The organism is Marinisporobacter balticus (genome assembly GCF_004345705.1).
GTDB lineage: Bacteria > Bacillota > Clostridia > Peptostreptococcales > Thermotaleaceae > Marinisporobacter > Marinisporobacter balticus.
The window spans coordinates 193202-219880 of record NZ_SLWV01000001.1 but is presented as its reverse complement, the minus strand read 5'-3'; the positions used below and the strand labels follow the sequence as shown (position 1 = coordinate 219880).

The window sequence follows — 26679 nt, the reverse complement described above, 5'->3', positions numbered from 1 at the left end:
GGAAAAAACATGGATATATCAACAATTATGGGTCCTGTTGTAAGTCTAGGTGGAATGGGACTATTATTTGGAGCAGGACTTGCTTATGCTTCACAGAAGTTTGCTGTAGAAGTAGATCCAAGAGTAACTGCAATTGGTGAAGCACTACCAGGTGCAAACTGTGGAGGATGTGGATACCCAGGATGCGGAGGTCTTGCAAATGCAATTGTAGAAGGAAAAGCACCAGTAAATGCTTGTCCTGTTGGAGGCGCAGAATGTGCAAGTAAGATTGCTGAGATCATGGGTGTAGCAGCAGGGGATGATGTGAAAAAGGTTGCTAGAGTTATATGTAGTGGTGGACATTCAAATTGCAAGGAAAAATTTGAATACTATGGCATACAAGACTGTAAAGCAGCTGCAATGGTTTCAGGAGGAAGTAAAAGTTGTGCATATGGATGTTTAGGTCTTGGTACCTGTGTGAATGTTTGTCCATTTGATGCAATCTATATAACAGAAGATGGTATTGCAAAAGTAGATCCAGAAAAATGTACATCTTGTGGGAAATGTATTGAAGCATGTCCGAAAAATGTGATCGACATTGTACCCTATGCGCAAAATGTAGTCGTTGATTGTAACAATAAAGAGCGTGGAAAAGTTGTGAAAGATAATTGCGCTGTAGGATGTATAGGATGTCAACTTTGTGTGAAAGCCTGTCCGTTTGAAGCCATAACTTTTGAGAATAATCTTGCAAAAATTGATTATGACAAATGTAAAAACTGTATGATTTGTGCAGAAAAATGTCCAACAGGAGCAATTTATGCAAACTTTGAAAAAAGAAAAAAAGCAGAGATTGTTGCTGAAAATTGTATTGGCTGTACAATCTGTGCGAAAAAATGTCCAGTTGATGCGATTGAAGGGGAATTAAAACAAGTACACAAGGTGTTAGAAGATAAATGTATCGGGTGCGGTGCTTGCGTAGAAAAATGTCCTAAGAAAACAATTGTTATGAAATAAATAAAAGAACATGCAGTTTATGCATGTTCTTTTATTTTCCATAATGAATATGAATTTATTGCTTGTAATGAATAAGTCAAAATGTTAAACTTAAATTATCTGATTTGATAGGAAATTGTGATGAAAAATAAGAGTTGAGAGATGATTATAGTGACAAAATGGGACAGATGGTTAATAATTTCGATTATTTTTTTTGCCATAATGGGCATGTTTTTTGTTAAGTCTATAACGCATAATGATGAACATTTGTATTTAATAATTGAAGTAGATGGAAAAGAATATAAAAAAATTTCTCTAGATCCATCCAATCCTCCGAGTACCGTTAAAATCGATACAATTTATGGGCACAGTATCATTGAAGTTGGAGGGGATGGGGCTAAGTTTTTAGAATCAGATTGTAAAGATCAACTATGTGTAAAAATGGGGAAGATTACAAAAGCTAATCAAACAAGTATTTGTTTGCCCAATAGAGTATCTATAAAGCTAATATCAAAAAAATCTGACGTAGATAGTATTAGCTATTAGAGAGGATTAAATGATGAATGTAAGAAGAATGATCTATTTATCACTGCTTGTTGCAGTAGGTATTGCCCTTCAGATAGTAGAAACTTATATACCATTACCTATTTATGGGGTTCCGGGAGCAAAACTTGGACTTGCAAATATTGTAAATCTCGTAACTTTAGTTGTATTTGGATTTAAATATGCATTGGTAGTAGGTACACTGAGGTGCTTTGTGGCAACACTTGGTACCGGGGCTGTGACGGGACTATTTTATAGTTTATCAGGCGCTTTATTTAGTACTTTTATCATGTGGCTTGTGGACAGATATTTTTCAAAGCAATTTAGCTTAATAGGGGTAAGTGTTTTTGGCGCATTAGCGCATAATATTGCACAACTTACTGTTGCAAGCCTTATGGTTTATAATTTTCTTATTTTCACTTATTTACCATTTATGATGATTATAAGCCTTTTTACTGGGTATTTTGTTGGATTAACATCTATATATACAGCAAACCATCTAAAGAAAATTGTACCTAAAAAAGGGAATGGATATAAAGATAGACCTAGACACATTTAGGAGGTATTTTATGCGTGGTAGAAATAGAAATACTTGGATTTTATTATTGCTATTAGCTGTAGGGGTTGTGATTGGAGGCTTGCTAGGAGAATTGTTCAAAGAGCATATTAGCATCCTTGGATATAGTAAACCTATTGGATTCCAGCCATTTACAATTAACCTTGAAGTGATGAAATTTACACTAGGCATGATGGTTAATTTTAATTTAGCTAGCATAGTAGGCATTATACTGGCAATATTTGTTTTTAGCAGATTGTAGGTGCGTGTCTTGAATAAAATCATATTAGCATCAGGTTCACCAAGACGAAAGGAGATTTTTGAAATATTTGAAACTCCATTTGAAATAAAGGTAGCAGATATTGAAGAAAAAATACATGTAGGAGAAACGCCAGAACAAATTGCTATGGCTTTGGCATTTGAAAAGGCCATGGCAGTAGTAGAAAATTGTGATCAAGGCGATATTATTATAGCTGCTGATACAATTGTAGTAAAAAATGAAGTTTTAGGCAAACCCAAAAATGATAAAGATGCATTAAGAATGCTAAAACTTCTTGAAAATGATGTACATTTTGTAATTAGCGGACTTGCAGTGGTACAAGCGCATACGTTCAATAAGTTTGTGAGTTTCGATAAAACAAAAGTAAAAGTAAAACAATTGACAAATAGGGCTATGAAAAGGTATATTTATACAGGAGAAGTATGGGGTAAGGCAGGCGCTTATGGTATTCAAGGAAAAGGGTCGGCAATGATTGAATGGATAGAAGGAAATTACTTTAATGTAGTTGGATTACCCATATCAAAGCTTCAAAGTATATTACAGGACCACTTTCAAATTGAACTCATTTAAGGACAAGGGAAATAAATATTTAATATTGTGAATAAAGTTTAATTGTTTTCAAGAGGCTTAATTCTTGGCATATGAAAGATATGTAGAGGAGTAAGAGCGTAAGAAAATGGTTACAATAATAACAAGATTAGGTAATTTATGATGAAATAAATCCTTAAGAGAAGGTGCGATAGAAAGTGGCTAAGGATGATTATATATCTATTAAAGAGATGGCTGAAAGTGAAAGGCCTAGGGAGAAACTAATAAAATTTGGTGTAAGCGTCTTATCTAATGCGGAACTTTTAGCTATATTAATTCGAACAGGAACAAAAGAGACTTCTGCTATTGAATTGGCACAAAAAATTCTATCTATAAGTCATAGTGGGTTAAGATATTTAGCGGACTGTACCATAGAAGAATTGAGTGAAATAAAGGGGATTGCTAAAGTAAAGGCATGTCAAATTGTAGCTGCAATTGAACTAGGAAAAAGACTTGCAATGAGTAATTCTAAGGCTAAATTAAATATTAGGTCGTCAAGAGACGTGGCAAATGTTTTTATGGAAGAAATGCGGTATTATAAAAAGGAGTATTTTAAAAGTATACTTCTAAATACAAAGAATGAAATCATTATTACTGAGAATATTTCCATTGGGAGTTTGAATAGTTCTCTCGTACACCCAAGGGAAGTGTTTGTAAGTGCCATAAGAAAAAGTGCATCCTCTATCATACTGATTCATAATCATCCAAGTGGAAATCCAGATCCGAGTAACGAAGATATAAAAATAACAAAAAGATTAATTGAAGCAGGTAAAATCATTGGTATTGAAATTTTAGATCATATCATTATTGGCGATGGGAATTATTTAAGTTTAAAAGAAATTTCTATTATATAAAGCAAGTATAGGAAGGAGCAATATTTATGGGATTATTTAATATGTTTTCAAAGGACATGGGAATAGATTTAGGAACAGCAAATACACTCGTATATGTTAGAGGAAAAGGAATTGTAGTAAGGGAGCCTTCTGTAGTTGCTATACAGCTAGACACAAAAGAAGTACTTGCTGTAGGTCAAGAAGCAAAACAAATGATTGGTAGAACACCAGGGAATATTGTTGCGATTAGACCATTAAAAGATGGTGTAATCGCTGATTTTGATATTACACAAAGTATGTTGAAATATTTTATTAAAAGAGCTTATCCTAAAAAAACACTATTTTCTGCACCTCGCGTTGTGGTAGGGGTACCATCTGGCGTAACAGAAGTTGAGAGAAGATCCGTTGAAGAAGCAGCTGTTCAAGCAGGGGCAAAGGAAGCATATCTTATTGAAGAACCCATGGCCGCGGCAATTGGAGCAGGATTACCTGTTGAACAACCTACAGGTAGTATGGTTGTAGATGTTGGTGGTGGTACAACAGAGATCGCAGTAATTTCTTTAGGCGGAATTGTAACAAGTAGGTCAGTTAGGGTTGGTGGAGATGAATTAGATGAGTCTATTGTCCAATATATTAAAAAAGAATATAGCCTTATGATTGGGGAAAGAACAGCTGAAGAAATAAAAGTAACAATAGGTTCAGCATTTCCTAAAGTGAAAGAAGAAAAAATGGCTATTAGAGGAAGAGACTTGGTATCAGGTTTACCAAAAACATTGACTATTTCATCTACAGAAATATTAGAAGCGTTGCATGAGCCAATCAATGTACTTATTGAAGCAATTAAGTATACATTAGAAAAAACGCCTCCAGAACTTTCAGCAGATATTATGGAACAAGGAATTATGTTGACGGGTGGGGGAGCGCTGTTAGATGGATTTAATAAGTTGATTCAAAAAGAAACAGGAATGCCTGTTCATATTGCGGAAGAAGCATTAGATTGTGTGGCACTTGGTACAGGTAAAACTATTGAAGAAATTGAAACACTAAAAAGAGTATTGATTTCTTCAAAAAGATTTAGATAAAGTGGTGAATAATCTATGAAAAAATTGGTTAAAAGGGGACCGATAATGATAGTGACGTTTGTTACTATCATTATCATTATTGCAATGGGTATTACTATAGGCGGACGAGCGAAAGTATCTGTACCTGAAAATTTACTTGGGAAAATTATCACACCGGTACAAAAGATATTGTATAAAGGTGGGCAAGTTGTTGATGATGGCATAAGCTCATTATTTACATTTAGAACAATTTCAAAAGAGAATAAAACATTAAAAAAAGAGATAGCAGCATTAAATCAAAAAGTGATTGCCCTATCCCTTACAAGAGATGAATTAGATGAATTAAAAAATCTACAAGATGCATTAAAATATGTTAGCCAAAATCATAAAAAAAATTATGTAACAGCAAGTGTTACTGGAAAAGATGTTGGAAATTGGTTTAAGGTATTTATAATTGATGCAGGGAAAAACCAGGGGGTTCGTAAAAATAGTACGATAATGAATGGAGAAGGTTTAATTGGAAGAGTTTATGAAGTTGGAGATAGTTGGTCGAAAGTAATAAGCATTATAGATAAACAAAGCTCTGTAAGTTTTCAGGTTCTTCGCAATAATCAATATCTTGGTGTTGTTAGAGGAAGTCTGAAAGGAGAACTGATGGGATATTTGATTGAACCTGAAGCGGATGTAGTAGTAGGGGATAAACTGATAACCTCGGGTCTTAGTATGTACGAAAAAGGAATATTGATTGGTGAAATAAAAGAAGTAGTAAAAAAAGAAGATGAGCTTTTGAAAACAATTATTGTAGAGCCGGTAGTAAATTTCAAAAAAATAGATAAAGTATTTATAATAATACCTGATGGGTTGGACTAAAGGAGTTCTAGGTATGAGAGCACTTATCATTTCAAGCATTATTATTTTAAATTTTTTAATGCAATCTACGCTTTTACAACATTTCCGGATATTAGAAATACTGCCGAATACCTCTTTAATTATCGTTATAGTATTTGCAATTTTATCGGGAAAAAAAAGAGGCGCTGCTATCGGTTTTTTTACAGGAATGGTACAAGATATTTTGTTAGGAAATATGTTAGGCGCAAATACATTGATTTATATGATCATAGGCTACAATATCGGGATTTTTGAAAAAAATATCTATAAGGATAATTACTTGACACCTGTCTTTTTTACAATTATAGCTACGATTATATATCATCTAATGTATTACGTGATAATGTATATGACACATAATACGATAAATATATTTCTTTTATTTAGGAAAATTATTTTTTTAGAAGTGATATATAATGCGATAGTGTCCATATTTGTTTATAGAGCTATATTTAATATAAGTAAACACTCCTATATGAAAGTAAAAATAAGGTGATGAAAAAATGTTCGAAAAATTAAAAGATAGGCATAATCAAATGATTGTATTTTTTGCAATGTTTATTTCTATTCTTGTACTAAGATTATTTAGTTTAACGATTGTGGAAGGTGAAAAATACAAAAAAAAGGCAGAAGAAACTATAATGAGGAAGATCCCTATTTCTGCGCCAAGAGGAGAAATAAGAGATCGATATGGAAGACCCCTTGCAGTGAATAAGCCCAGTTTTACTGTGCAAATTATGAAGAATGAATTAATAGATGAAAAGATCAATGAAGTATCGGTAAAATTATTAAATATTCTCGAAAATAATGGAGAAGAATATAATGATAATTTTCCTATAAAAGTTGAAAATAACCAATTTTATTATACTTTTGACAAAGAAATAGAAGAATGGATTTATACAAATGAACATCTGCTTAAAGAAGAGAATGTAGATATTCAAAATGCAGAGGATGTATTTAATAGATTGAAAAAAAATTTAGAAATAGATACAAAAGATGCTTTTGAAGCACAAAAAAAAATGCAAAGTAAAGGTATATACCCGCCTATTTCCGTAAAAACTATGAAATTTATACCTGAGATGAAAAAAGAAAATTTTCTAAAAGGATATGATTTAGATGAAAAATTATCAGCAAAAGAAGCATTTAATGCTTTAAGAGAAGACTTTAAAATATCTAGTGATTATTCAAATGAAGATGCTAGAAAAATATTAGCCATAAGAAATGAATTAAAAGAACAAGGATATAGAAAATATCTTCCTGTAAAAATAGCATTAAACGTATCAGATAAAACAGTTGTAGCAATAGAAGAAAAAAGTATGGAATTACCAGGTGTAAATGTTGAGGTAGAACCTATCCGTTATTATCCTAATGACGAACAGGCAGCCCAGATTATTGGATACTTAGGAAAAATATCTGATAATGAAAGAGAAAAATTCACAAAAGAATTGGGATATCTACCAAATGATTTGATCGGAAAAGATGGTCTAGAAAGAGCGTATGAAAATAATTTAAAGGGAAAAGATGGGGCCAAATATGTAGAAGTTGATGCCATTGGAAGACTTGTTAATGTATTGCGAGAGGAAAAACCACAAAAAGGCGAAACGATACATCTTACCATAGATGCAAATCTTCAAAAAGTTGCAGAAGAAGCTTTGGAGAGGGCACTAAAGCAAATTCAAGTAGGCGGTACTTTTAAGAGCAAATGGGGAGATTATAAGTATTCAGCATTTAAACATGCAACATCTGGTGCAGTTGTAGCACTTGATGTAAATACTGGAGAAGTATTAGCCATGGCAAATTATCCATCCTTTAATCCGAATCTCTTTACTACAGGGATTTCATCAAAAGATTGGGAATCTGTTCAAGATAATAATCCAAGGGATCCATTATCTCCGTTACCTCTTTATAATGTAGCAACAAAAACCGCCGTTCAACCTGGATCTATCTTTAAAATGATAACGGGTCTTGCTGCAATAGAGCAAGGATTAGATCCTAAGCAAAAGTTGTATGATGGTGGATATATTAAACTCGGGGCAAAGAGCTTCGGATGTTGGATTTGGAATGAGTATCATGGTAATCATGGCTGGGTTGACTTATATAAAGCCCTTGAAGTATCATGTAACTATTACTTTTACGATGTATCAACAGGATGGGACTATTATAAAAATAAGCCACTAAATATTTCTATGAATGTTGATAAAATACTAGAATATGCTAAAATGTTTGGATTAGGACAATCTACAGGGATAGAAATAAGTGAGAGTGCCTATGGGGTACCAAATCCTAAGAAGAAAATGGAAGCTACAAAAAGTTTATTAAAAAGAGAACTTGAAAGGACCGCAAAAGAATATTTTAAAAAAGAAATTCTATCCGATAAAGCAGCATTAGAAAATCAGATACAACAAATCATAGGTTGGATAGATGAAAACCCTTCTAGAGGCGCATTAATAGGCAGAGTAAGTAAATTAGGGGTAAAAGAAGAAAAAATCGAACCATTAGTAGATGTAGTTAAATTTAGCTATTTTAATCAAGCAAAATGGACAAAAGGTGATACCTTCAATCTTTCTATTGGACAAGGGCAACATACATACACGCCTTTACAAATGGCTAGATATATGGCGACATTGGTAAATGGAGGATACAATAATGAAGCACATGTCGTAAAGAAAGTTGGGAATGAAAAAACATCTGATAATAATGGAAAACATGAAAGCATTAGAATACCTTTAAAGAATTACCAGAATTTAGATCATGTAAGGAAAGGGATGGAACAAGCAGGGGAGGGAGACCATGGAACTGCAAGAACTATTTTTAAAAACTTTCCTATTAAAGTAGCAGCTAAAACTGGAACGGCAGAAAGATCAGGGAAAATTCAGCTAAAGGATGAAGATGAAATTGTATATTTAAAAAAATATTTAGGAAGAATTGCGCCCTATATGAATTGGGCAGATGTTGAGAAAAAAGCAAAAGAATATAGTGAAAAATATATATACGAGAGTTTAGCAATGAGAAAAGCAATAAAAGATTTGAGTAATGGTAAAATTACGGATAAGGTTTTAGACCAGTTTAAGGATGATTACGATAATTTTGCTTGGTTTGTTTCCTATGCGCCAAGTGATGACCCACAGATTGCTGTAGTTTCTTTAATATTTCAAGGAGGGCATGGAGGGTATGCAGGTCCTGTTGCGCGCGAAATTATTGCAGAATATTTAGGATTAAATAAAGAATATGATAAGATTGAACTTAAAAATACACTTACAAATTAAATAAATGGGTAAGTGTATTTTTTTTATCAAAAAAGAGGATTTGAATGGATTTTGAAGAATAACTTATTAGGAGTGGAAGAACTATTTGTACTAATTTGGAGGGAATCAATGGATGTACGAAGAAAAATTTGTTGCATTCAAAGGTAGCAAAGAAGGAATATCTATTTATTTAAATAGAAACTCAGATTATGCGAATTTGAAAAAACAATTAATCAAAAAACTTGAATCCGCTAAGCAATTTTTTGAAGGGGCCAAGGTCATTAGTATTCAAGGAAAAGTTTTATCAGATGAAGAAAAAGAAGAGATAAAAGAAATTATGTATTCGAAATTTGGAATGGTCATTGTTGAAAAGAATGAAGAAATACAGAGGAAAGAGATACAAGTAACTAAGGAAATTTTTGAGGGAATAGAAGAAGGAAATACAAAATTCATTCGGGCAACAATACGTTCAGGTCAGCGCATTCAATTTGAAGGAAATATTATTATTATTGGCGATGTAAATCCAGGTGCCCAAGTAATGGCAGAGGGGAACATATTAGTCATGGGTGCTCTGAGAGGTTTCGCACATGCTGGAACAAGTGGGAATGAAAGGGCTTTTGTTGCTGCTTTTAGCTTACAACCAACATTATTAAGAATAGGGGATATGATTGCGAGATCTCCAGACAATGAAACAATAAAACCAATGGGACCTGAGATTGCAATCATAAAAAATAGTGTTGTGATAATTGAACCTTATTTACCAAATAAGTAAATTTTAAAAAATTTTTATACGAAATACTAATGATGGAGGGAACAAAAATGGGTGAAGTAATCGTAGTAACTTCAGGCAAAGGTGGCGTGGGTAAAACCACTACAACTGCAAATATTGGTACCGGATTAGCCCTTGAAGGGAAGAAAGTTGTAGTTGTAGATGCAGATATTGGCCTTAGAAATTTAGATGTAGTAATGGGACTAGAGAATAGAATCGTTTATGATGTTGTGGATGTAGTAGACGGTGTTTGTAGATTAAGACAAGCACTTATTAAAGATAAAAGATATAGTGGGTTGTTTTTATTACCTGCCGCACAAACAAAAGATAAAAATGCTGTTAATCCGAAGCAAATGCAAACGCTTTGTAATGAACTAAAAGAAATGTTTGATTATGTTTTGGTAGATTGTCCAGCAGGAATTGAACAAGGCTTTAAAAATGCAATTGCAGGTGCAGATAAAGCCATTGTTATTGCTACTCCAGAAATTTCGGCTGTAAGAGATGCAGATAGAATTATAGGATTATTAGAGGCAGCAGAATTAAGAGATCCTCTTTTGGTGATTAATAGAGTTAGAATAGATATGGTTAAAAGAGGCGACATGATGAATATTGAAGATATGATAGATATTTTAGCCATAGATCTTTTGGGGGTAGTTCCTGATGATGAAGCGATTGTTATATCTACAAACAAAGGCGAACCTGCTGTAGTAGATAATGTATCCATGGCTGGAAAAGCCTATAGAAATATTACAAAAAGAATTTTAGGAGAAGAAATCCAATTTCTTGAATTAGACGGTCAAGAAGGTTTTATGTCAAGACTTCGAAAGTTATTTGGAATGAAATAAATCTGAAAGGGGAGAAAAAAATGATGGATGTATTCAAACTCTTTAGTAGAGAAAACTCCTCTAGTAAAAATGTGGCAAAGGAAAGGCTGAGATTAGTTCTTGTTCATGATCGAACAAACTGCTCTCCACATTTTCTAGAAATGATTAAGGGAGATCTACTTAATGTCATTTCTGATTATATAGAAATAGATGAAGACGGCTTAGATATTAAGATCTCTAAAACAAAGAGAAGTATAGATGATGCGATGGTTCCTGCGTTGATCGCAAATATTCCTATCAAAAAGATGAAAGCAAAATAAGTTATGCAATAAATAAAAAAGTCAACCTTTTATTTAAAAAGGCAGACTTTTTTATTTTAAAAAAATCAAATTTATGAAAATAGATAATTTTTGTTGAGTGAATTTCAGTTAATATGATATAATTTAAATTAAGCATATGAGAAGCGAATGATGTAGATTGATAAGAGATCCACTTGATCAATGAGGCTATAACCTTGTTTGTTACACAGGTAATTCCTATTAGGAAACTTAACCAGCTAATCATAGAAATACTCATTATTGGAATGATACGCTCTGTTACGGGTATAGAGACTTTTCTAAGTCTCTTTCCAAGGTGATTACATCTAACCTCTATCCAAGAGTTATTATATAACGGAAATGATCATCAAGTTAAGATTCCTTAACAAGAAATGTATCATAGAAAGCTCGATAAAAAATTTGAACAAAGAAAGGAATATGGTTATTAATGTTCAGTAGAAGAAATTCTTGTTTTTTACTTGAATGATACAACTATATTATACAAGGTGTATAGATGATAGATAAAAAATTAATTAAGCGTATGGATATCGTTATGATCGTTATTGTACTCGTATTGTTTTTAATTAGCTTAATGATGATCAGTAGTGCAACGCATGTTACGCAAAATGGCTTGACAAGACAAGTTAAAATGCAGGCGATAGCTTTTTTTATTGGGGTAGTTGCGGTTAGTATGATACTTTTTATAGATTATAATACGTTTTCTAATTTAAAGACAAGTATTTATATTGGGTCTATTTTACTATTATTAGCTGTATATTTGCCAGGAATAGGAAAAGTGCAATTTGGTGCAAGAAGTTGGATCAACTTAGGGCCTGTTGATCTACAGCCATCTGAAATTGTAAAAATAGCTTTTATACTTTCCTTTGCAAAATTCCTTGAAGATAGGCAAAATGAATTAAATACATTTAAAGAATTGATACCTGTAGGATTATATGCAGCTGTACCCATTCTATTGGTTTTAAAGGAACCTGATTTAGGGAATGCGCTAGTGTTTGTGGTGATTTTTTTAGGGATGACATTTGCATCAGGACTTAATTATAAGATCATAGGAAAAGGAACGATAGCAGGAATTATTTCTTTACCAATTGTGTATAAGTTAATGGCACTACATCAAAGAGTAAGAATTGATGCCTATTTAAATCCGGCTGATTTGGATCTGCCTGGAAACTATCATGTAATGCAATCAAAAATCGCTATTGGATCAGGGCAAATATTAGGGAAAGGTTTGTACCATGGGACACAAAACAATTATAATTTTTTACCCGTTCAAGAATCAGATTTCATTTTTGCAGTTCTTGTAGAGGAATTTGGATTTGTTGGTGGATTGATTGTTTTAGTATTATATTTTATATTTCTATATAGAATGATAAAAATTGCTAAAAATGCAAAGGATGTATATGGCTCTTTAATTGTCATAGGGATTACTTCTATGTTTGCCTTTCAAATTTTTGAAAATATTGGAATGACCATGGGGATAATGCCTGTAACAGGGGTAACACTACCATTTTTAAGTTATGGAGGAAGTTCTCTTTTGACAAATATGATAGCGATTGGCATTGTTCTAAATATAGGGATGAGAAGGCAAAAAATAAACTTTTAAGGGATAAGAAAAATAATATAATGGATGGACAAGTATTTGATTAACGCTAAATGGATAAGGAGAAGATAAAAATGAAGATTGCTTTAATAGCCCATGATAAGAAAAAAGAGAGTATCGTAAATTTTTCTATAGCTTATAAGCATACACTAACAAAGTATGAATTAGTAGCTACTGGAACCACGGGGGAACGAATTACAGAGGCTACAGGACTAAATGTTAAAAGATTTCAATCAGGACCTTTAGGTGGAGATCAGCAAATAGGTGCTGAAATTGCAAAAAACAAGATTGATTTAGTGATTTTCCTGAGAGATCCATTAACTGCCCAACCCCATGAGCCTGATATTTTGGCACTGCTTAGATTGTGTGATGTTTATACGATACCTGTAGCAACGAATATAGCTACTGCTGAAATTTTACTTCGGGCAATGGAGCGAGGAGAGTTTCATTGGAGAGAAATCATTAAAAAGTATGAAATGGAATAGAAAAAGAAAGCTTGCCATACATGATTATAATAGAGGTTAAAAACATTTTTGTGTGATGGGTACGGAGGAAAGTTATGTCTAAAAGAATGATTATATTAGTTATTATGCTTATATTATTATTTACTATTGCTTTACAGGGGTGTAGCAACAAAAAAGAAGTGGTTACCCGTTCAACATTTATGCTAAATACGAAGTTAGATATTAGTGTTTGGATTGAGGATAAAAATAGAGGCGTAGAGATCATACAAGAATGCTTTAAAAGAATTTCTGAAATTGAAGAGAAGATGAGTGTAAATATTGAAAATAGTGAAGTAAATAAAATAAATGATCATACGCAAAAAGAATTTATAAGCGTCAGTAAAGATACAAGTGAAGTTTTAAATGCGTCCCTAAAGTATGCAAAACTTTCTAATGGTGCATTTGATCCTACGATTGGCAAGCTAGTGGAGCTATGGGGGATTGGCAAAGAAAATTTTAGAGTCCCTAAAAAGGCAGAAATTGATGAGGTTTTAAGATATGTAGATTATCAATTATTGATAAATAATGGTGAAAATAAGTTTAAGCTCGCCAAAGATCATATGCGTATTGATCTAGGCGGCATTGCTAAAGGATATGCAGGTGATGAAGTTTATAAAATTATTAAAAAAAATAGTGTAGAGGGTGCAATCATTAATTTAGGTGGAAATATCATCGCTTTAGGAACAAAAATAGATGGTTCAAATTGGAGAATAGGAATACAAGATCCTTTTGAACCGACAGGAACGCATATAGGGGTAGTTGAAGCATCTGATAAAGCCATTGTTTCATCTGGAAACTATGAGCGATTTTCTATAGTAAATGAAAAGAGATATCATCATATTATTGATCCTAAAACAGGATATCCTTCAGAAAATGGTATTATAAGTGCTACAATTATTGCTAATTATTCAATGGATGCAGATGCATTGTCAACGGCTGTTTATGTATTAGGAGTTGAAAAAGGATTAGAATTGATAGAAAATATGGAAAATGTAGAAAGCATTATCATTACAAAAGATTACAAAGTATATTTATCATCAGGAATAAAAGGAGCATTTGAAATTAAAAATAATAAATTTCAAATAGTAAATCAGGACTAAAGTAATTGATTACTTTAGTCCTTTGTTGTAATAATTGACCCTTCTTAAAAATATATTATATTAAAGGAAAGTTAAAAAATAAATTATCTAATTGTGTTTGTTGGTTTAAATGGTTTATTTTTTTCTTATCCAGAAAGTAAATAGAAGGAGGAAGAAGGGACAATTATGAATAAATCATATAAAACGATACCAATTAACCGGCAAAAGCATAACCACTATTCACAGCAATCAACATATAAAGATAAGAAACATTTTTACAAAAGAATTTTAAAACAAATTGTAATATGTAGTCTTGTTGTGTTATTTGTTATGTTAGTGAAAAACATACATTCGCCAATTACCAATAAAACAACAGAATGGATTAAAACATCTCTAACGAGAGAAATGGATATGAAAAAATCCATAAAACAGGTAGTCAAATATGCAAAAGAGATACCTAAAATCCCTGATAAGGCTGTCAATGTTTTTGGTACTTTTTCAAATAAAAAAAAATCAAATATGGAATTTGTAGTACCTATAGAAGGAGAAATTATATCTAATTATGGGGAGAATGTAGATCCTTATTTAAACACAAAAACATTTCAAAGAGGGGTAGATCTATTCGTCAATAAAGAAAAAAATATTGCAGTGATTGCGGATGGAGAGGTTGTTGAAGTTGGAGAAGGAAAAAGCTTGGGAAAGTATGTAAAAGTAAAACATGGGAAGGAGCTATTCTCATTATATGCAAACTGTTCTAATATTTTAGTTAAAAGAGGTAGTAAGGTAAAGCAAGGAGAGGAAATTGCCATCATTCATAGTCTTAAGGAAAATGAAGATACATATTTACACTTTGAACTCTGGATAGAAGGAAAAGTAGTGGATCCTACTCAGTATATTCCTTTTGATCGAAAGATTATCTAATATAAAAGGTGGTATATGAATGAGATTGATGCGGTTATGTGGTGTAGATATAAAGGTTAATGGATTATTAGGCATTATATTTTTTATATTTTTTATATTTGGATATGTTGAAGATTTATTGATCTCGTTTATTGTCGTACTACTTCATGAAGGGGCACATGTTTTTACGGCAAAGTTATTAGGATACAATATAGATAATATTGAGATTTTCCCATTTGGAGGAGTTGCAAGAATTGAAGAAACCATTGCTACAAATCCACAACATGAAATAATGATTGCAGTTTCAGGACCGATCTTAAATTTAATAATCGTTTTTATGAGTTATTATCTAATGGGGATATTTTTATTTTCAAGTGAGCAATTCATTTTTTTTGTGCATGTTAATTTAGTCATTGGAATATTTAATTTATTTCCGATTGTGCCGCTAGATGGAGGAAGAATCGTTAGGGCATACCTCGCCTATTTTTGGGGGTTTAAGAGAGGCACAAAAATAGTAGTAATATTATCTAAAATTCTTAGCTGTTTATTATTTCTATGGGGATGCTATGGGATGCAATATAATAAATTAAATATCTACTTTTCATGTTTAGCTATCTTTCTATATATAGCTGCCCATAAAGAAAAAAAAATGGCAGCTTTTATTTTTATTAAGGAAATCACGCAAAAAAAGCAGCATCTATTAGAAAATGGGGTATTAAGTACAAGATATTTAACAGCAGTTAAAAGCACAGCCATAAAAGATATTATGAATCAATTTATCCCAAGGAAGTATCACATTATTACAGTTATGGACACACGATGCAATGTAATTGCGGTATTAACAGAAAACGAAGTTTTAAATGGAATGGTAACATACGGATTAAATGCTTCTTTAGAAAAGTTGTTAAAGATCTAGTAAAATGATAGAATAGTAATGCAAAATATTTAGAGAAAGATATTGTATTGAAGTTAGACCATATACAAATAATAAAAAGTAAAGTGTATGATGAATTAGGAGGACCAAGGATGAATAAATTAGATTTAGAAGACTTACTTTTTGAAGTAGAGAAACCGGCTAGATACATAGGTGGTGAAACCAATGCAGTGCAAAAAGAAATAGAGAATATTCATGTACGTTTTGGATTTGCATTTCCTGATGTTTATGAAGTGGGTATGTCACACTTAGGTATGCATATCCTATATAATTTGCTAAATGATGAAGCGGATATATTTTGTGAGAGAATTTTTGCTCCTTGGATAGATATGGAAGAATCACTAAGAAAAAGGAATATACCATTATTTACACTAGAAACGCATACCCCTATAGGGGACTTAGATTTTGTTGGATTTACATTACAATATGAATTAAGTTATACAAATATTTTAAATATGTTAGATCTAGGAAATATACCCATAAAGAGTAAAGATCGGGGAAATGCGTATCCTTTTATCGTTGCAGGAGGACCCTGTGCATATAATCCAGAACCTTTAGCAGAGATTGTTGATGTTTTTCTGATGGGAGAAGGAGAAGAAATACTACTTGAAGTAATGGAGAAATATAAAAAATGGAAGACATGTGGATTACCTAAAAAGAAATTTTTAGAGGATATTGTGCATATTAAAGGAGTATATATTCCATCCTTCTATGAAATAGTATATAACGAAGATGATACCATAAAAGCATTCATTCCTAAAAATAAAAAAATCCCTACAAAAATATCAAAAAGAATCATGAAGAATTTAGATGAAGCGTATTATCCGAAGAAGGTAATTGTGCCATTTATAGAGGTTGTACATGAACGAGCCATGGTAGAAATTTTTAGAGGTTGTACAAGAGGATGTAGATTTTGTCAAGCAGGGATGATTTACAGACCTGTTCGAGAAAGATCTATTGATAAAGTGAAGGAATTAGCACAGGAATTAATTCAAACTACTGGTTATGAAGAATTGTCTTTAGCTTCACTAAGTACAAGTGATTATTCAAAAATAAATGAGTTAATTAGAGATCTAATAGATACCTACGGGAGTAAGAAGATTGGATTGTCGCTACCTTCACTTAGATTAGATAAATTTCCGCTGGAAGTGATTGAAGAAATTCAAAAGGTTAAAAAGACAGGACTCACATTTGCGCCTGAAGCTGGGACACAAAGATTAAGAGATGCGATTAATAAAGGGATTACAGAAGATGATTTAATAGAGACTATGAAAAATGCATTTTCACTTGGATGGAGTACTGTGAAACTTTATTTTATGATAGGACTTCCTACAGAAACTTATGAGGACCTAGACGGTATTGTGGACCTTGCTTATAAAGTTGTAGATGCTTACTATCATACACCAAGAGAAAAAAGAGGTAAGGGGTTAAATCTTACAATCAGCATATCTTCTTTTGTACCAAAAGCATATACACCTTTCCAGTGGGAAGCGCAAGATACGACAGAAACATTTAGGGAGAAACAAAACTATTTAAAGGATAAATTAAAACACAAAAATATTAAATATAGTTATCATGGAACAAAAACAAGTTTTTTAGAAGGTATTTTTGCAAGAGGAGATCGAAAAATTGGAAAAGTTTTAATCAAAGCGTGGGAGAATGGGTGTAAATTTGATGCTTGGGGAGAGCATTTTGAATATGAAAAGTGGCGAGATGCTTTTGAAGCATGCACTATAAATCCTCACTTTTATGCCAATAGGAAGCGGGGATACGAAGAAGTACTTCCTTGGGATTTTATTGATATAGGTGTGACAAAATCTTTCTTAAAAAGAGAAAATGAAAATGCAAAAAAAGGGATTTTAACACAGGATTGTAGAATGAGTTGCACAGGTTGTGGAATAGATCAAGCTTTTATGGGTGGTGTGTGTAATGAATAAAATGAGAATACGATTTAGTAAAAAAGATTGGATGGTATTTATTTCTCATCTTGATTTAATGAGAACCATGGAGCGTGTCCTTAGAAGGGGAAATATTCCTTTAGTGTTTTCACATGGATTTAATCCACATCCTAAGATGGCTTTTTCTACTGCATTAGCTTTAGGGATATCAAGTGATGGAGAATATATGGATATAGAGGTTGAGGAAGAAATAGATTTAGATGTATTTAAAAGTAGCATCAATGATCAACTTCCAAAGGGGTTGAAAATAATTCAATGCAAATATGTAGATGTAAAAAGTAAAGCATTAATGGCTATCGCTGAATATTCAACTTACACGGTAAGATGTTGTTTAATAGAAGAACATAGTGAAGAAGAACTGAAAAAACAAGTAGCAGATTTTATGGCGAATGAAGAAATCATATTACATAAAACGATAAAAAAGAAAAATATTGAACAGATAAAAGAAGTAAATATAAGACCTTTCATAAAGAACATAGAAATTATAAATAAAGAAGATGGGTCGTGTATTTTTAAAATGACGCTAGCCACAGGAAGTAAGGGGAATTTGAAACCTGAAGTAGTTATAGAAAAACTTGCAGAGTTAAAAAAAACACCTATAGTATTAGAAAAAATTAGGATTCATAGATTAGACTTGTATGGCGTAAACAATGGGAAACTTGTTACACCATTAGAAATAAATGTATAACTTATTAGGGTTTTAGGGGGATTGTTGGAATGAAAAAAATTATAGTCGATTCCAGTTTAAACCAGACGCGTGTTGCAGTACTAGAAGATAAGGAGTTAGTAGAACTTTATATAGAAAGAGAAACAAATAGAAGAACAGTAGGAAATATATATAAAGGACGTATTGCAAATGTGTTACCTGGGATGCAAGCAGCTTTTGTAGATGTAGGACTCGACAAAAATGCATTTTTGTTTGTAAAAGATGCAATCCCACCAGAAATGGAAGCGGATAGAGGCCTATCTATAAGAGATGTTGTTAAAAGTGGACAAGAAATTATTGTTCAAATAATTAAAGAAGCTATCGGAAGTAAAGGTGCGAGAGTCACAACGCACTTAACCCTTCCAGGAAGGTATTTAGTTTTAATGCCTTATGTAGATTATGTGGGAATCTCTAGAAGAATTAGCAATGAGCATGAAAGAGAGAGATTAAGAGAGATCATAGAAGCTGTAAAACCAAGTAATATGGGAATTATTGTGAGAACTGCTGGAGAAGGTAAGGAAGAAAAAGAAGTGAAAGAGGATTTAAATTTTTTACTTAAATTATGGCAGAAAATTGAGAAAGAAAAAAAACTGGGATTTGCACCAAAGCTTATCTATCAAGATTTAGATTTGCTGCATAGAACAATAAGAGATATGTTTACAAGTAGTATTGACAAATTGATGATCAATGACAAAGAAAAATATAAAAGTATCCTTGATTTAGTGGAACTTGTAGCTCCTCACTTAAAAAAGCGAGTAGAACATTTTGAAGTGGACATGAATATTTTTGAGTATTTTAATATAGAGAGTATGATCAATCATGCCATTGCAAGAAAAGTTTGGCTAAAAAGTGGTGGCTATCTCGTAATCGACCAAACAGAGGCTTTAACAGTAGTTGATGTAAACACAGGTAAATATGTTGGGAGTATTGATTTAGAAGATACGGTTTTACGAATCAACAAAGAGGCAGCAGAAGAAATAGCGAAACAATTAAGGCTTCGTGATATTGGTGGTATTATTATCGTAGACTTTATAGATATGAATAAGCAGGGTGGAAAAAAAGAAGTTTTAAATGTATTAGAAAAAGCACTAGAAAAAGACAGAACAAAAACCAATGTATTGGGAATAACCCAACTAGGACTCCTTGAAATGACTAGAAAAAAGATCAGAGGGAGAATCGGGTCTATCATGCAAAAAAAATGTCCTTATTGTGAAGGCACTGGTAGTGTACTTTCTGAGTATACGGTTATTCAAAATATAGAAAAAGAGGTGAAAAGGATTGCGCTGCACACAACTTCTGAAGCAATATTAATAGAAGTAGCTCCTTGTGTAGTCGAGATTCTAAAGACAGATGGAAATCGATTTGTAGAAAAATTAGAGGAAAGCGCAGAGTTGAAAATATTTATAAAAGGTGTAGAGAAGATACATACTAGTGCGTTTAGTGTAAAAGCAATGGGTAAAGTAGATAAAATTAGTGAAATGCTAAAAGGATATAAATGATAAAAAACAAATATAGATTCGAAAAATAGATACATTATATAAATATAATGAATTGTTATTGTATTTTAGTTTCTGTTGTGTTATAATCATATCTGGCAGTACGGGCGATCCTCTATTATAAGATAGTATAATATGAACGTCTAGGAAGGAAGGAGGGGACAACCATGGATATTATTAAAGCGATTGAGCAAGAACAACTTAAATCAGATATTCCTGCGTTTAATGTTGGTGATACAGTTAAAGTATACTTAAAGATTAAAGAGGGAACTAGAGAAAGAATTCAGATTTTTGAAGGTTTTATCTTAAAGAGACAAAATGGTGGAGCAGGAGAAACTTTTACTGTAAGAAGAATTGCTTCTGGTGTTGGTGTAGAGAGAACTTTGCCACTGCATTCACCAAAAATTGAAAAAATCGAAGTAGTTAGAAGAGGAAAAGTTAGAAGAGCAAAACTTAACTACATTCGTGAACTTAGAGGTAAAGCAGCAAAAATTAAAGAAAAAAGATATTAACAAAAAGGGACTGAATTCAGTCCCTTTGTTAATATTCTTAATAAGCGGTGAAAAAGATATGAAAAAGAATCATATAAAAAATAAGAAGCAAAAAGTGATGATTATTGTAATATTTTTTTTAATAACCGTTAGATTATTTGTTGTTGAATGCATACAAGTTGAAGGGAATTCCATGTGGCCAACGCTTATGGATGGTGAAAGGTTCATTATAAACAAATTTACATATAGAATAAGCAAACCTAAAAAGGGCGATGTTTTAGTATTTAAGCATCCTAATGATCAAAACAAAAAAATGATAAAAAGAGTTATTGCAACGGATGGGGATACAATTCAAATGGCTGATGAGAAAATATTTGTAAATAATAAGGTGCTTAGAGAATCCTATATTTTTAAAAAGTCAGTAGATGATTTCCATAAAAGAGCCGTTCCACAAAATACTTTTTTTGTTCTTGGAGATAATAGAAATAATAGTAAAGATAGCAGATTTAAAGATATTGGTTTTATCCGTTATGATCTGATAAGAGGAAAAGGATGTTTTGTGATTTGGCCTATAAAGAATTTTAGAAAAATTAAATAGAATGTGCGGTGATCAATGTGCAAAAGATTAATTGGTATCCAGGGCATATGAAAAAAACAAAAGAATTGATACAGACTAATTTGAAATTAGTAGATGTTGTAGTAGAATTATTAGATGCGCGTGTGCCTATTAGCAGTAGGAATCCTCAAATTGATGAAATTATTATAGGAAAACCAAAAGTGATTGTTTTAAATAAAAGTGATTTGGCAAATCCTAAAACAACAAATGAATGGATTCATTACTTTAAAAAATCTGGTATAAATGCAATTGCAGTAAATGCAATGAACGGTGCAGGATTAGATAAGCTCACGGCAGAACTGGAAGAAACCGTAAAAATAAAAATGGAAGCACGAATAGAAAAGGGAATGCGTAAAAGACCTGTTAGAGCAATGATTGTAGGCATACCAAATGTGGGAAAATCCTCTATCATTAATAAACTTACAGGAAAGAAAAGTGCAAAGACAGGGGACAAACCAGGTGTTACAAGAGGAAAACAATGGGTAAGATTAAAAGGAAATATTGAGTTATTAGATACACCAGGAATTTTATGGCCTAAATTTGAAGATCAAAATGTGGGATTAAAATTAGCTTTTACAGGTTCTATAAAAGATGAAATATTAGATATAGAGACCATAGCACTACGGCTTATTGAGTATCTTTGTGATAAGTACCCTGAATATATGAAAGAAAGATATAAACTCAAAATGATCGAAGAAGATGGACTTGTGAATATGGAGAATATGGCAAAAAATAGAGGCTGTATCATTTCAGGTGGAAGAATTGACTATACAAGAATTGCAAACGTAGTAATGGATGAATTTAGGAGTGTGAAAATAGGAAAAATCACATTAGAAACACCGGATGATTTGGAGAGCGCTATGGATGAGTAGTGCTTTTATTTTTTATGATAAAATAAAAAAATTCAATGGAAAGGGAAAACAATATGACATTCGAAACGATGAAAGTAAAAGAAATAAATACATTGATCAGTGGGATGGATATAGAAGAGGCGCTTAAATATATGTCTTTGCTAGTAGGCGACAGAAGAGAATCTGTCAAAAAAATAGGAAATAAACTAGAAAAAAGATATGGAAAAATTTTAAATGAGAAAAAAAGAGTGCAAAAATTATGGACCTACGAAAATGATTTAATTCGTGCAGGATACAAAATGATTGCGGGTATAGATGAGGCGGGAAGGGGTCCACTTGCAGGGCCAGTGGTAGCAGCAGTGGTGATTTTACCGCAAAATATATTTATAGAAGGAATTAATGATTCAAAGAAAATTTCTATAAAGAAGAGAGAAGAATTGTTTAAAATTATAACAGATAAATCCTTAAGTATAGGGGTAGGAATAATTGACCATAGCACAATTGATAGGATAAATATATTAAATGCAACAAAGCTAGCCATGAAGGAAGCTGTTGAGAAACTTTCTATATTCCCTCAATATTTATTAATTGATGCAGTGAAATTAACCGATATAGATATAAAGCAGACTGCTATTGTTCAGGGAGATAGTAAAAGTATATCTATTGCTGCAGCATCTATTGTAGCTAAGGTAACGAGGGATAAAATAATGGATCAATTCCATGAAATATATCCACAATATGGTTTTATCAAACATAAAGGATATGGAACAAAAGACCATTATGAGCATATTAAGAACTATGGACTCTCCCCAATACATAGGAAGTCTTTTTTAAAAAATATAATGGGTGATATAAAAAATGAGGATCAGTCAATCAAATTATAATCTACAAGTTCAAGGAAATAATGAGCAAGGTTTAATAGGATTTAAAACTGGGCAGATTATGCATGCGAAGATTCAAAAAATAATCAATGATGTATTGTTTTTGGAAATGGCAAATGGAAAGATAGTAGAAGCGAAAACAACCATTGCGCTAGATTATCAAGAAAATGCAGTGCTGAAATTTAAAGTAAAAGAAATGAATGAAAAACAAATAACGATTCAACCAATTATAGAAAATCCAGACAAAGAAGAAACAACAGCTCCAGTAGAAAAAAAAATAATTAATCTATTAAAAACATTAGATATAAAATCAGGAAAAGAAGAAATCACATTAGTGAAGCAATTGCTTGCCAATGAAATTCCTGCAAGTAAGGAAAATCTGTTAAAGATGATTCAAATTAAATCAGATTTTGAAAAGATGGAGAGCTTACTGCAGGATAAAACAATCAATATGAATGAAAAAATATTAAATGAAAATATCCGTCTGGTATTAAAAAATTTGCTAAAAGATGGGGATGTTTTTAAGGAAAAACAATCAAATGTTTTGTTTCAAAATGAAAGAAGTTCGTCTAATAAAGAATTGATGCATACAGAAATAAAAAAAAATGGTAGTAATCTTACACAGGAAGGGACAACAAGAGAAAATACAAATTTAAAAAATGTAAATATTCATAATGTTAATTTTGAAAAAATTATTTTTCTATTAAAAAATAATTTAAGTGTAAATATTTCTAATATTACAAATATAAATAACTTAATATTAAAGGATGATACCGTTGGGAGTAAAATAGATAATTTGGTAGAGTTACTTTACAAAAATGAGGAAACATCAAATTTTGGGAAAAATATAGATGGGTTATTCTTAAAAATAAAGCATATGATTCTTGAAAAAAAGTTTGAACCACAGGAAATAATGAAAGAAATATATATCAAATTAGAGCTTGTGAAACAAGGTATTGGAAGCTTAAACCCAAAGAATGGGGAAGAAATTTTAAATAATATAACAAACTTAAAAAATAGTTTGGATTTTATAAACAAGATGAATCAGTTTCAAAATTACTTACAAATACCTATATTTTTGGATAATGAACATAAAAATTTAGAATGTTTTATTTCAAAAGACGATAAAAATGGGAAAAAGATTAATCCAAAAGATGTGAAGATCCTTGTTGCATTAGATACGAAAACAATGGATAAGGTACAGGTATTAATTGATATTAAAGATAAAAACATTACATGCAATTTTAAAGTGATTGCAGATGAAGTGAAACAAATCCTATTAAAGTTTGAAAACCAGTTAAAGGATGCTTTGATGTTTTTAGGCTTTACTCAAGTCAATACCAACTATGCAGTTTCAAATATAGAGGGAAATATTCTGGGTATAGACAATGATCAGAATTCTAAAAAAATAAATTGTATTGATGTGAAGGTGTAAGCGTATGGATAAAAAGAAGCAAACAGCAGCAGCCATAAAATATGATAAAGAGCATGATAAAGCACCAGTGATTGTTGCAAAAGGTGAAGGTTATATTGCACAGAAGATTAAAGAAATTGCTTCAGAATTAGATATTCCAACGTATAAGGATGAAAAACTCGTAAATCAGCTGAATAATTTATCTATTGGAGAAGAAATACCACCTGAATTATATCAAGTAGTTGCTGAAATACTGGCGTTTATTATTCGATTAGATACGAAAGAGGAAAAGAGATAATGCATTTATTGTCTTTTCCTCTTTATTATTTTTAAAAGTGTTATTTATAATTTTCAATAAACCAATCAATCAATTTTCTTGAAATACTGATGGAACTTGGTATTGGAGGAAGCATACTTGCTTTAAACCAGCCGGCATCCTTAATCTCCGTTTCATCTATGACAATTTCACCACCGTCGTATTCAGCAGTGAACGCAACCATGAGAGAATTAGGAAATGGCCATGGTTGACTACCAAAGTAGGATATATTCTTAACTTTTATACCTACTTCTTCCAAAACTTCTCTTTTCACACATGCTTCAAGGTTTTCCCCTGGTTCGACAAATCCAGCAAGGACACTATAAAAAGGTGAAGTAAAGCGTGTACCTTGGGCAAGAAGAAGTTGATTGTCTTTTACTATTGCTACAATGATAGCTGGGCATATACGAGGATAGTTAATAAGTCCACATTGAGGACAAACTTTAGCATATTCATTTGCTTTTGTATGAGTAGGCGTTGCACATTGTCCACAATACTGATGTGTTTTATCCCAATTCATAATTTGAATAGCACGACCAGCAATCCAGAAAAAGTCTTCTTGCATAAGTCCGTATAATTGTCGTAAGTCTATAAATTCCATATCAGCAGGGGCTGATGTATTTATCGGTAATTCTACAGAGTAACAAGGATCATTATCTATTTTACCAAGATATTGTTTTCTTATCGGAGAAAGATTTAATAATGATAAATCCTTCATATGTGGAATGGCAGCAGTGCTAGTATTTAATTTTATTAAGAGCATATTATCACGAAAAATAAACCAAAATGCCGAATTATTTTCATGCGATAAACAAATAGATCCTGGTACAAAATGCATAGGGAACCCCTTCTTTCATTTGATATATACTATAGATTTTAGAATAATATGGTAATAAAATCAAGTGAATTTGTGGGAAATAGATCATATGGCATAAAAAAATGCCATAAAAGGAAATTTACCAATTTTATTCTTTTTAATGATATAATTACATGTATATGTAGAAATTTCCTTTCATATGTCGTATAATGGTGAAAGGAAAGGGTGACAATTTATGAGATTAACAGTGAAAAGCAGATTGGTAAGCAATTATGTGCAAGAATGGCTTAAAATAAATAATAAAGTTGAAGCTACGCCAAAAGATGTAATAGAATATCTTGTAGCAAAAAAAATATATACGAGTTATGCATTAAGAAACTTTCATAGGGACTTAAGAAATTTAGAAAACAGAAATATGCTACATCTTATTAAAGGTGTAGAAACAAAACAAGTAAAAAGCAAAAGATATTGGATTTTGAAAAAATCAGATAAAACTTTTAACGAAATTAGATGCTGAAATCTCAGAGAAATTATTTTATTCAAATAAAAGAATATAAAATAAATTTAAATATTATGTTGAAAATTAACTATGGAATGAAAAGTAAGAAGACCAGAAACAATTCTGGTCATAAAAGAAGGAAATATAATAGACAACTGATTTGTGAAAAAATTATGTATGAAGAATTGGGCAAGGGTGCCCAATTCTATTTTATGTTTAATAGCGACCATAGTAAGGGCAGCAGAACAATATTACTAACAATAAGAAGAAAAATAATAAACTGCTGTCACATCCGCCAAAGATACTGCCAATTCCTCCACATTGCTTATCAGCCATTTATACTACCCCCCCCTTTTTTTTCTAGTTTATGTATTTTTGTTTTATCTAATATAAAGTATGCAAGATATAGGACATATGTTACATAGATTGCACACTTATTTTTATAAAAATTATTATAAAGGTATTTAAGGAATGACTGATATAATAAAAAATATATGCAAAAAGAATTGGGAAAACCCAATTCTTTTAGGCTATCATTAATATCTTCCATAGCCACCTAAGCCACCGCAGAATAATACTACTAATAGCAAGAAGAAGAATAATAAACTGCTATCACATCCACCAAAGATACCGCCAATTCCTTGAGTATCAGCCATTGATTTATGCCTCCTTTATAATTGATATTTTTAATGATTTTTTAGTTGTTCTAATATAAAGTATGCAG

The 26679-nt window shown here is 31.8% G+C and carries 29 protein-coding genes; 28 read left to right on the top strand and 1 reads right to left on the bottom strand.

Annotation, left to right across the window (positions count from 1 at the left end; genetic code table 11):
• The first annotated feature begins 9 nt into the window (after window positions 1–9).
• The 27 genes from rnfB (at window position 10) to EV214_RS00965 (ending at window position 24621) form a co-directional block, all read left to right on the top strand.
• Window positions 10–993, top strand: coding sequence for an RnfABCDGE type electron transport complex subunit B (gene rnfB / locus EV214_RS01095; protein WP_132241818.1), 984 nt, complete (start codon window positions 10–12; stop codon window positions 991–993).
• Window positions 994–1134: 141 nt separating this feature from the next.
• Window positions 1135–1518: a NusG domain II-containing protein gene (locus EV214_RS01090; RefSeq protein WP_132241816.1), complete on the top strand. Its 384-nt coding sequence runs from the start codon at window positions 1135–1137 to the stop codon at window positions 1516–1518.
• A gap of 13 nt (window positions 1519–1531) precedes the next feature.
• A complete protein-coding gene (locus EV214_RS01085) occupies window positions 1532–2074 on the top strand; it encodes a Gx transporter family protein (protein WP_207669597.1) in 543 nt (180 codons plus the stop codon).
• 10 nt (window positions 2075–2084) lie between these two features.
• Window positions 2085–2333, top strand: coding sequence for a DUF4321 domain-containing protein (locus EV214_RS01080; protein WP_165916160.1), 249 nt, complete (start codon window positions 2085–2087; stop codon window positions 2331–2333).
• A 9-nt stretch (window positions 2334–2342) separates the two neighbouring features.
• Window positions 2343–2921 (top strand): nucleoside triphosphate pyrophosphatase, encoded by a 579-nt coding sequence (locus EV214_RS01075; RefSeq protein ID WP_132241810.1) that lies wholly within the window; start codon window positions 2343–2345, stop codon window positions 2919–2921.
• Between the two features lie 209 nt (window positions 2922–3130).
• Window positions 3131–3793: a RadC family protein gene (gene radC, locus EV214_RS01070; RefSeq protein ID WP_132242043.1), complete on the top strand. Its 663-nt coding sequence runs from the start codon at window positions 3131–3133 to the stop codon at window positions 3791–3793.
• Between the two features lie 26 nt (window positions 3794–3819).
• On the top strand, window positions 3820–4854 hold the full coding sequence (locus EV214_RS01065; protein ID WP_132241808.1) for a rod shape-determining protein: 1035 nt from the start codon (window positions 3820–3822) through the stop codon (window positions 4852–4854).
• Window positions 4855–4899: 45 nt separating this feature from the next.
• Window positions 4900–5703 carry a rod shape-determining protein MreC gene (gene mreC, locus EV214_RS01060; protein WP_165916159.1) on the top strand — a complete coding sequence of 268 codons (804 nt, stop codon included), beginning with the start codon at window positions 4900–4902 and terminating at the stop codon, window positions 5701–5703.
• 13 nt (window positions 5704–5716) lie between these two features.
• Window positions 5717–6217 carry a rod shape-determining protein MreD gene (mreD, locus tag EV214_RS01055; RefSeq protein WP_165916158.1) on the top strand — a complete coding sequence of 167 codons (501 nt, stop codon included), beginning with the start codon at window positions 5717–5719 and terminating at the stop codon, window positions 6215–6217.
• Between the two features lie 7 nt (window positions 6218–6224).
• The gene (locus tag EV214_RS01050) at window positions 6225–8987 is read left to right on the top strand and encodes a penicillin-binding transpeptidase domain-containing protein (RefSeq protein ID WP_132241802.1); all 2763 of its coding nucleotides are present in this window, start codon (window positions 6225–6227) and stop codon (window positions 8985–8987) included.
• A 112-nt stretch (window positions 8988–9099) separates the two neighbouring features.
• Entirely contained in the window at window positions 9100–9738 is a 639-nt protein-coding gene (gene minC, locus EV214_RS01045) for a septum site-determining protein MinC (RefSeq protein WP_132241800.1), read from the top strand.
• A 47-nt stretch (window positions 9739–9785) separates the two neighbouring features.
• Window positions 9786–10580 (top strand): septum site-determining protein MinD, encoded by a 795-nt coding sequence (minD, locus tag EV214_RS01040; RefSeq protein WP_132241798.1) that lies wholly within the window; start codon window positions 9786–9788, stop codon window positions 10578–10580.
• 20 nt (window positions 10581–10600) lie between these two features.
• Entirely contained in the window at window positions 10601–10879 is a 279-nt protein-coding gene (gene minE, locus EV214_RS01035) for a cell division topological specificity factor MinE (RefSeq protein WP_207669596.1), read from the top strand.
• A gap of 511 nt (window positions 10880–11390) precedes the next feature.
• Entirely contained in the window at window positions 11391–12497 is a 1107-nt protein-coding gene (gene rodA / locus EV214_RS01030; protein WP_132241794.1) for a rod shape-determining protein RodA, read from the top strand.
• Between the two features lie 71 nt (window positions 12498–12568).
• Window positions 12569–12979, top strand: a complete 411-nt coding sequence (gene mgsA / locus EV214_RS01025) for a methylglyoxal synthase (protein ID WP_132241792.1) — start codon at window positions 12569–12571, stop codon at window positions 12977–12979.
• A gap of 74 nt (window positions 12980–13053) precedes the next feature.
• Window positions 13054–14097: an FAD:protein FMN transferase gene (locus EV214_RS01020; protein ID WP_132241789.1), complete on the top strand. Its 1044-nt coding sequence runs from the start codon at window positions 13054–13056 to the stop codon at window positions 14095–14097.
• Window positions 14098–14262: 165 nt separating this feature from the next.
• Window positions 14263–14997 carry a M23 family metallopeptidase gene (locus EV214_RS01015; protein ID WP_132241787.1) on the top strand — a complete coding sequence of 245 codons (735 nt, stop codon included), beginning with the start codon at window positions 14263–14265 and terminating at the stop codon, window positions 14995–14997.
• A 19-nt stretch (window positions 14998–15016) separates the two neighbouring features.
• Complete coding sequence (locus tag EV214_RS01010) at window positions 15017–15892, top strand: M50 family metallopeptidase (protein WP_132241785.1); 876 nt, start codon at window positions 15017–15019, stop codon at window positions 15890–15892.
• A gap of 110 nt (window positions 15893–16002) precedes the next feature.
• On the top strand, window positions 16003–17847 hold the full coding sequence (locus EV214_RS01005; protein ID WP_132241783.1) for a TIGR03960 family B12-binding radical SAM protein: 1845 nt from the start codon (window positions 16003–16005) through the stop codon (window positions 17845–17847).
• Complete coding sequence (locus tag EV214_RS01000; protein WP_132241781.1) at window positions 17840–18556, top strand: TIGR03936 family radical SAM-associated protein; 717 nt, start codon at window positions 17840–17842, stop codon at window positions 18554–18556. Before EV214_RS01005 ends, EV214_RS01000 begins: the two co-directional genes overlap by 8 nt.
• 29 nt (window positions 18557–18585) lie before the next feature.
• Entirely contained in the window at window positions 18586–20073 is a 1488-nt protein-coding gene (locus tag EV214_RS00995; protein ID WP_132241779.1) for an Rne/Rng family ribonuclease, read from the top strand.
• Window positions 20074–20237: 164 nt separating this feature from the next.
• Window positions 20238–20582 carry a 50S ribosomal protein L19 gene (rplS, locus tag EV214_RS00990; RefSeq protein WP_132241777.1) on the top strand — a complete coding sequence of 115 codons (345 nt, stop codon included), beginning with the start codon at window positions 20238–20240 and terminating at the stop codon, window positions 20580–20582.
• A 58-nt stretch (window positions 20583–20640) separates the two neighbouring features.
• The gene (gene lepB / locus EV214_RS00985) at window positions 20641–21159 is read left to right on the top strand and encodes a signal peptidase I (protein WP_132241775.1); all 519 of its coding nucleotides are present in this window, start codon (window positions 20641–20643) and stop codon (window positions 21157–21159) included.
• Between the two features lie 11 nt (window positions 21160–21170).
• Window positions 21171–22049, top strand: a complete 879-nt coding sequence (gene ylqF / locus EV214_RS00980; RefSeq protein WP_132242041.1) for a ribosome biogenesis GTPase YlqF — start codon at window positions 21171–21173, stop codon at window positions 22047–22049.
• A gap of 53 nt (window positions 22050–22102) precedes the next feature.
• A complete protein-coding gene (locus EV214_RS00975) occupies window positions 22103–22912 on the top strand; it encodes a ribonuclease HII (RefSeq protein ID WP_132241773.1) in 810 nt (269 codons plus the stop codon).
• Window positions 22887–24344 carry a hypothetical protein gene (locus tag EV214_RS00970; protein WP_132241771.1) on the top strand — a complete coding sequence of 486 codons (1458 nt, stop codon included), beginning with the start codon at window positions 22887–22889 and terminating at the stop codon, window positions 24342–24344. Before EV214_RS00975 ends, EV214_RS00970 begins: the two co-directional genes overlap by 26 nt.
• Window positions 24345–24348: 4 nt before the next feature.
• On the top strand, window positions 24349–24621 hold the full coding sequence (locus EV214_RS00965) for an EscU/YscU/HrcU family type III secretion system export apparatus switch protein (protein WP_132241769.1): 273 nt from the start codon (window positions 24349–24351) through the stop codon (window positions 24619–24621).
• Window positions 24622–24661: 40 nt separating this feature from the next.
• Here EV214_RS00965 and nudC read toward each other — a convergent pair whose 3' ends face one another.
• Entirely contained in the window at window positions 24662–25477 is an 816-nt protein-coding gene (gene nudC / locus EV214_RS00960) for an NAD(+) diphosphatase (protein ID WP_132241767.1), read from the bottom strand.
• A 214-nt stretch (window positions 25478–25691) separates the two neighbouring features.
• Here nudC and EV214_RS00955 point away from each other — a divergent pair, with 214 nt between their 5' ends.
• Window positions 25692–25973, top strand: coding sequence for a hypothetical protein (locus tag EV214_RS00955; protein ID WP_132241765.1), 282 nt, complete (start codon window positions 25692–25694; stop codon window positions 25971–25973).
• The last annotated feature ends 706 nt before the right edge of the window (window positions 25974–26679 follow it).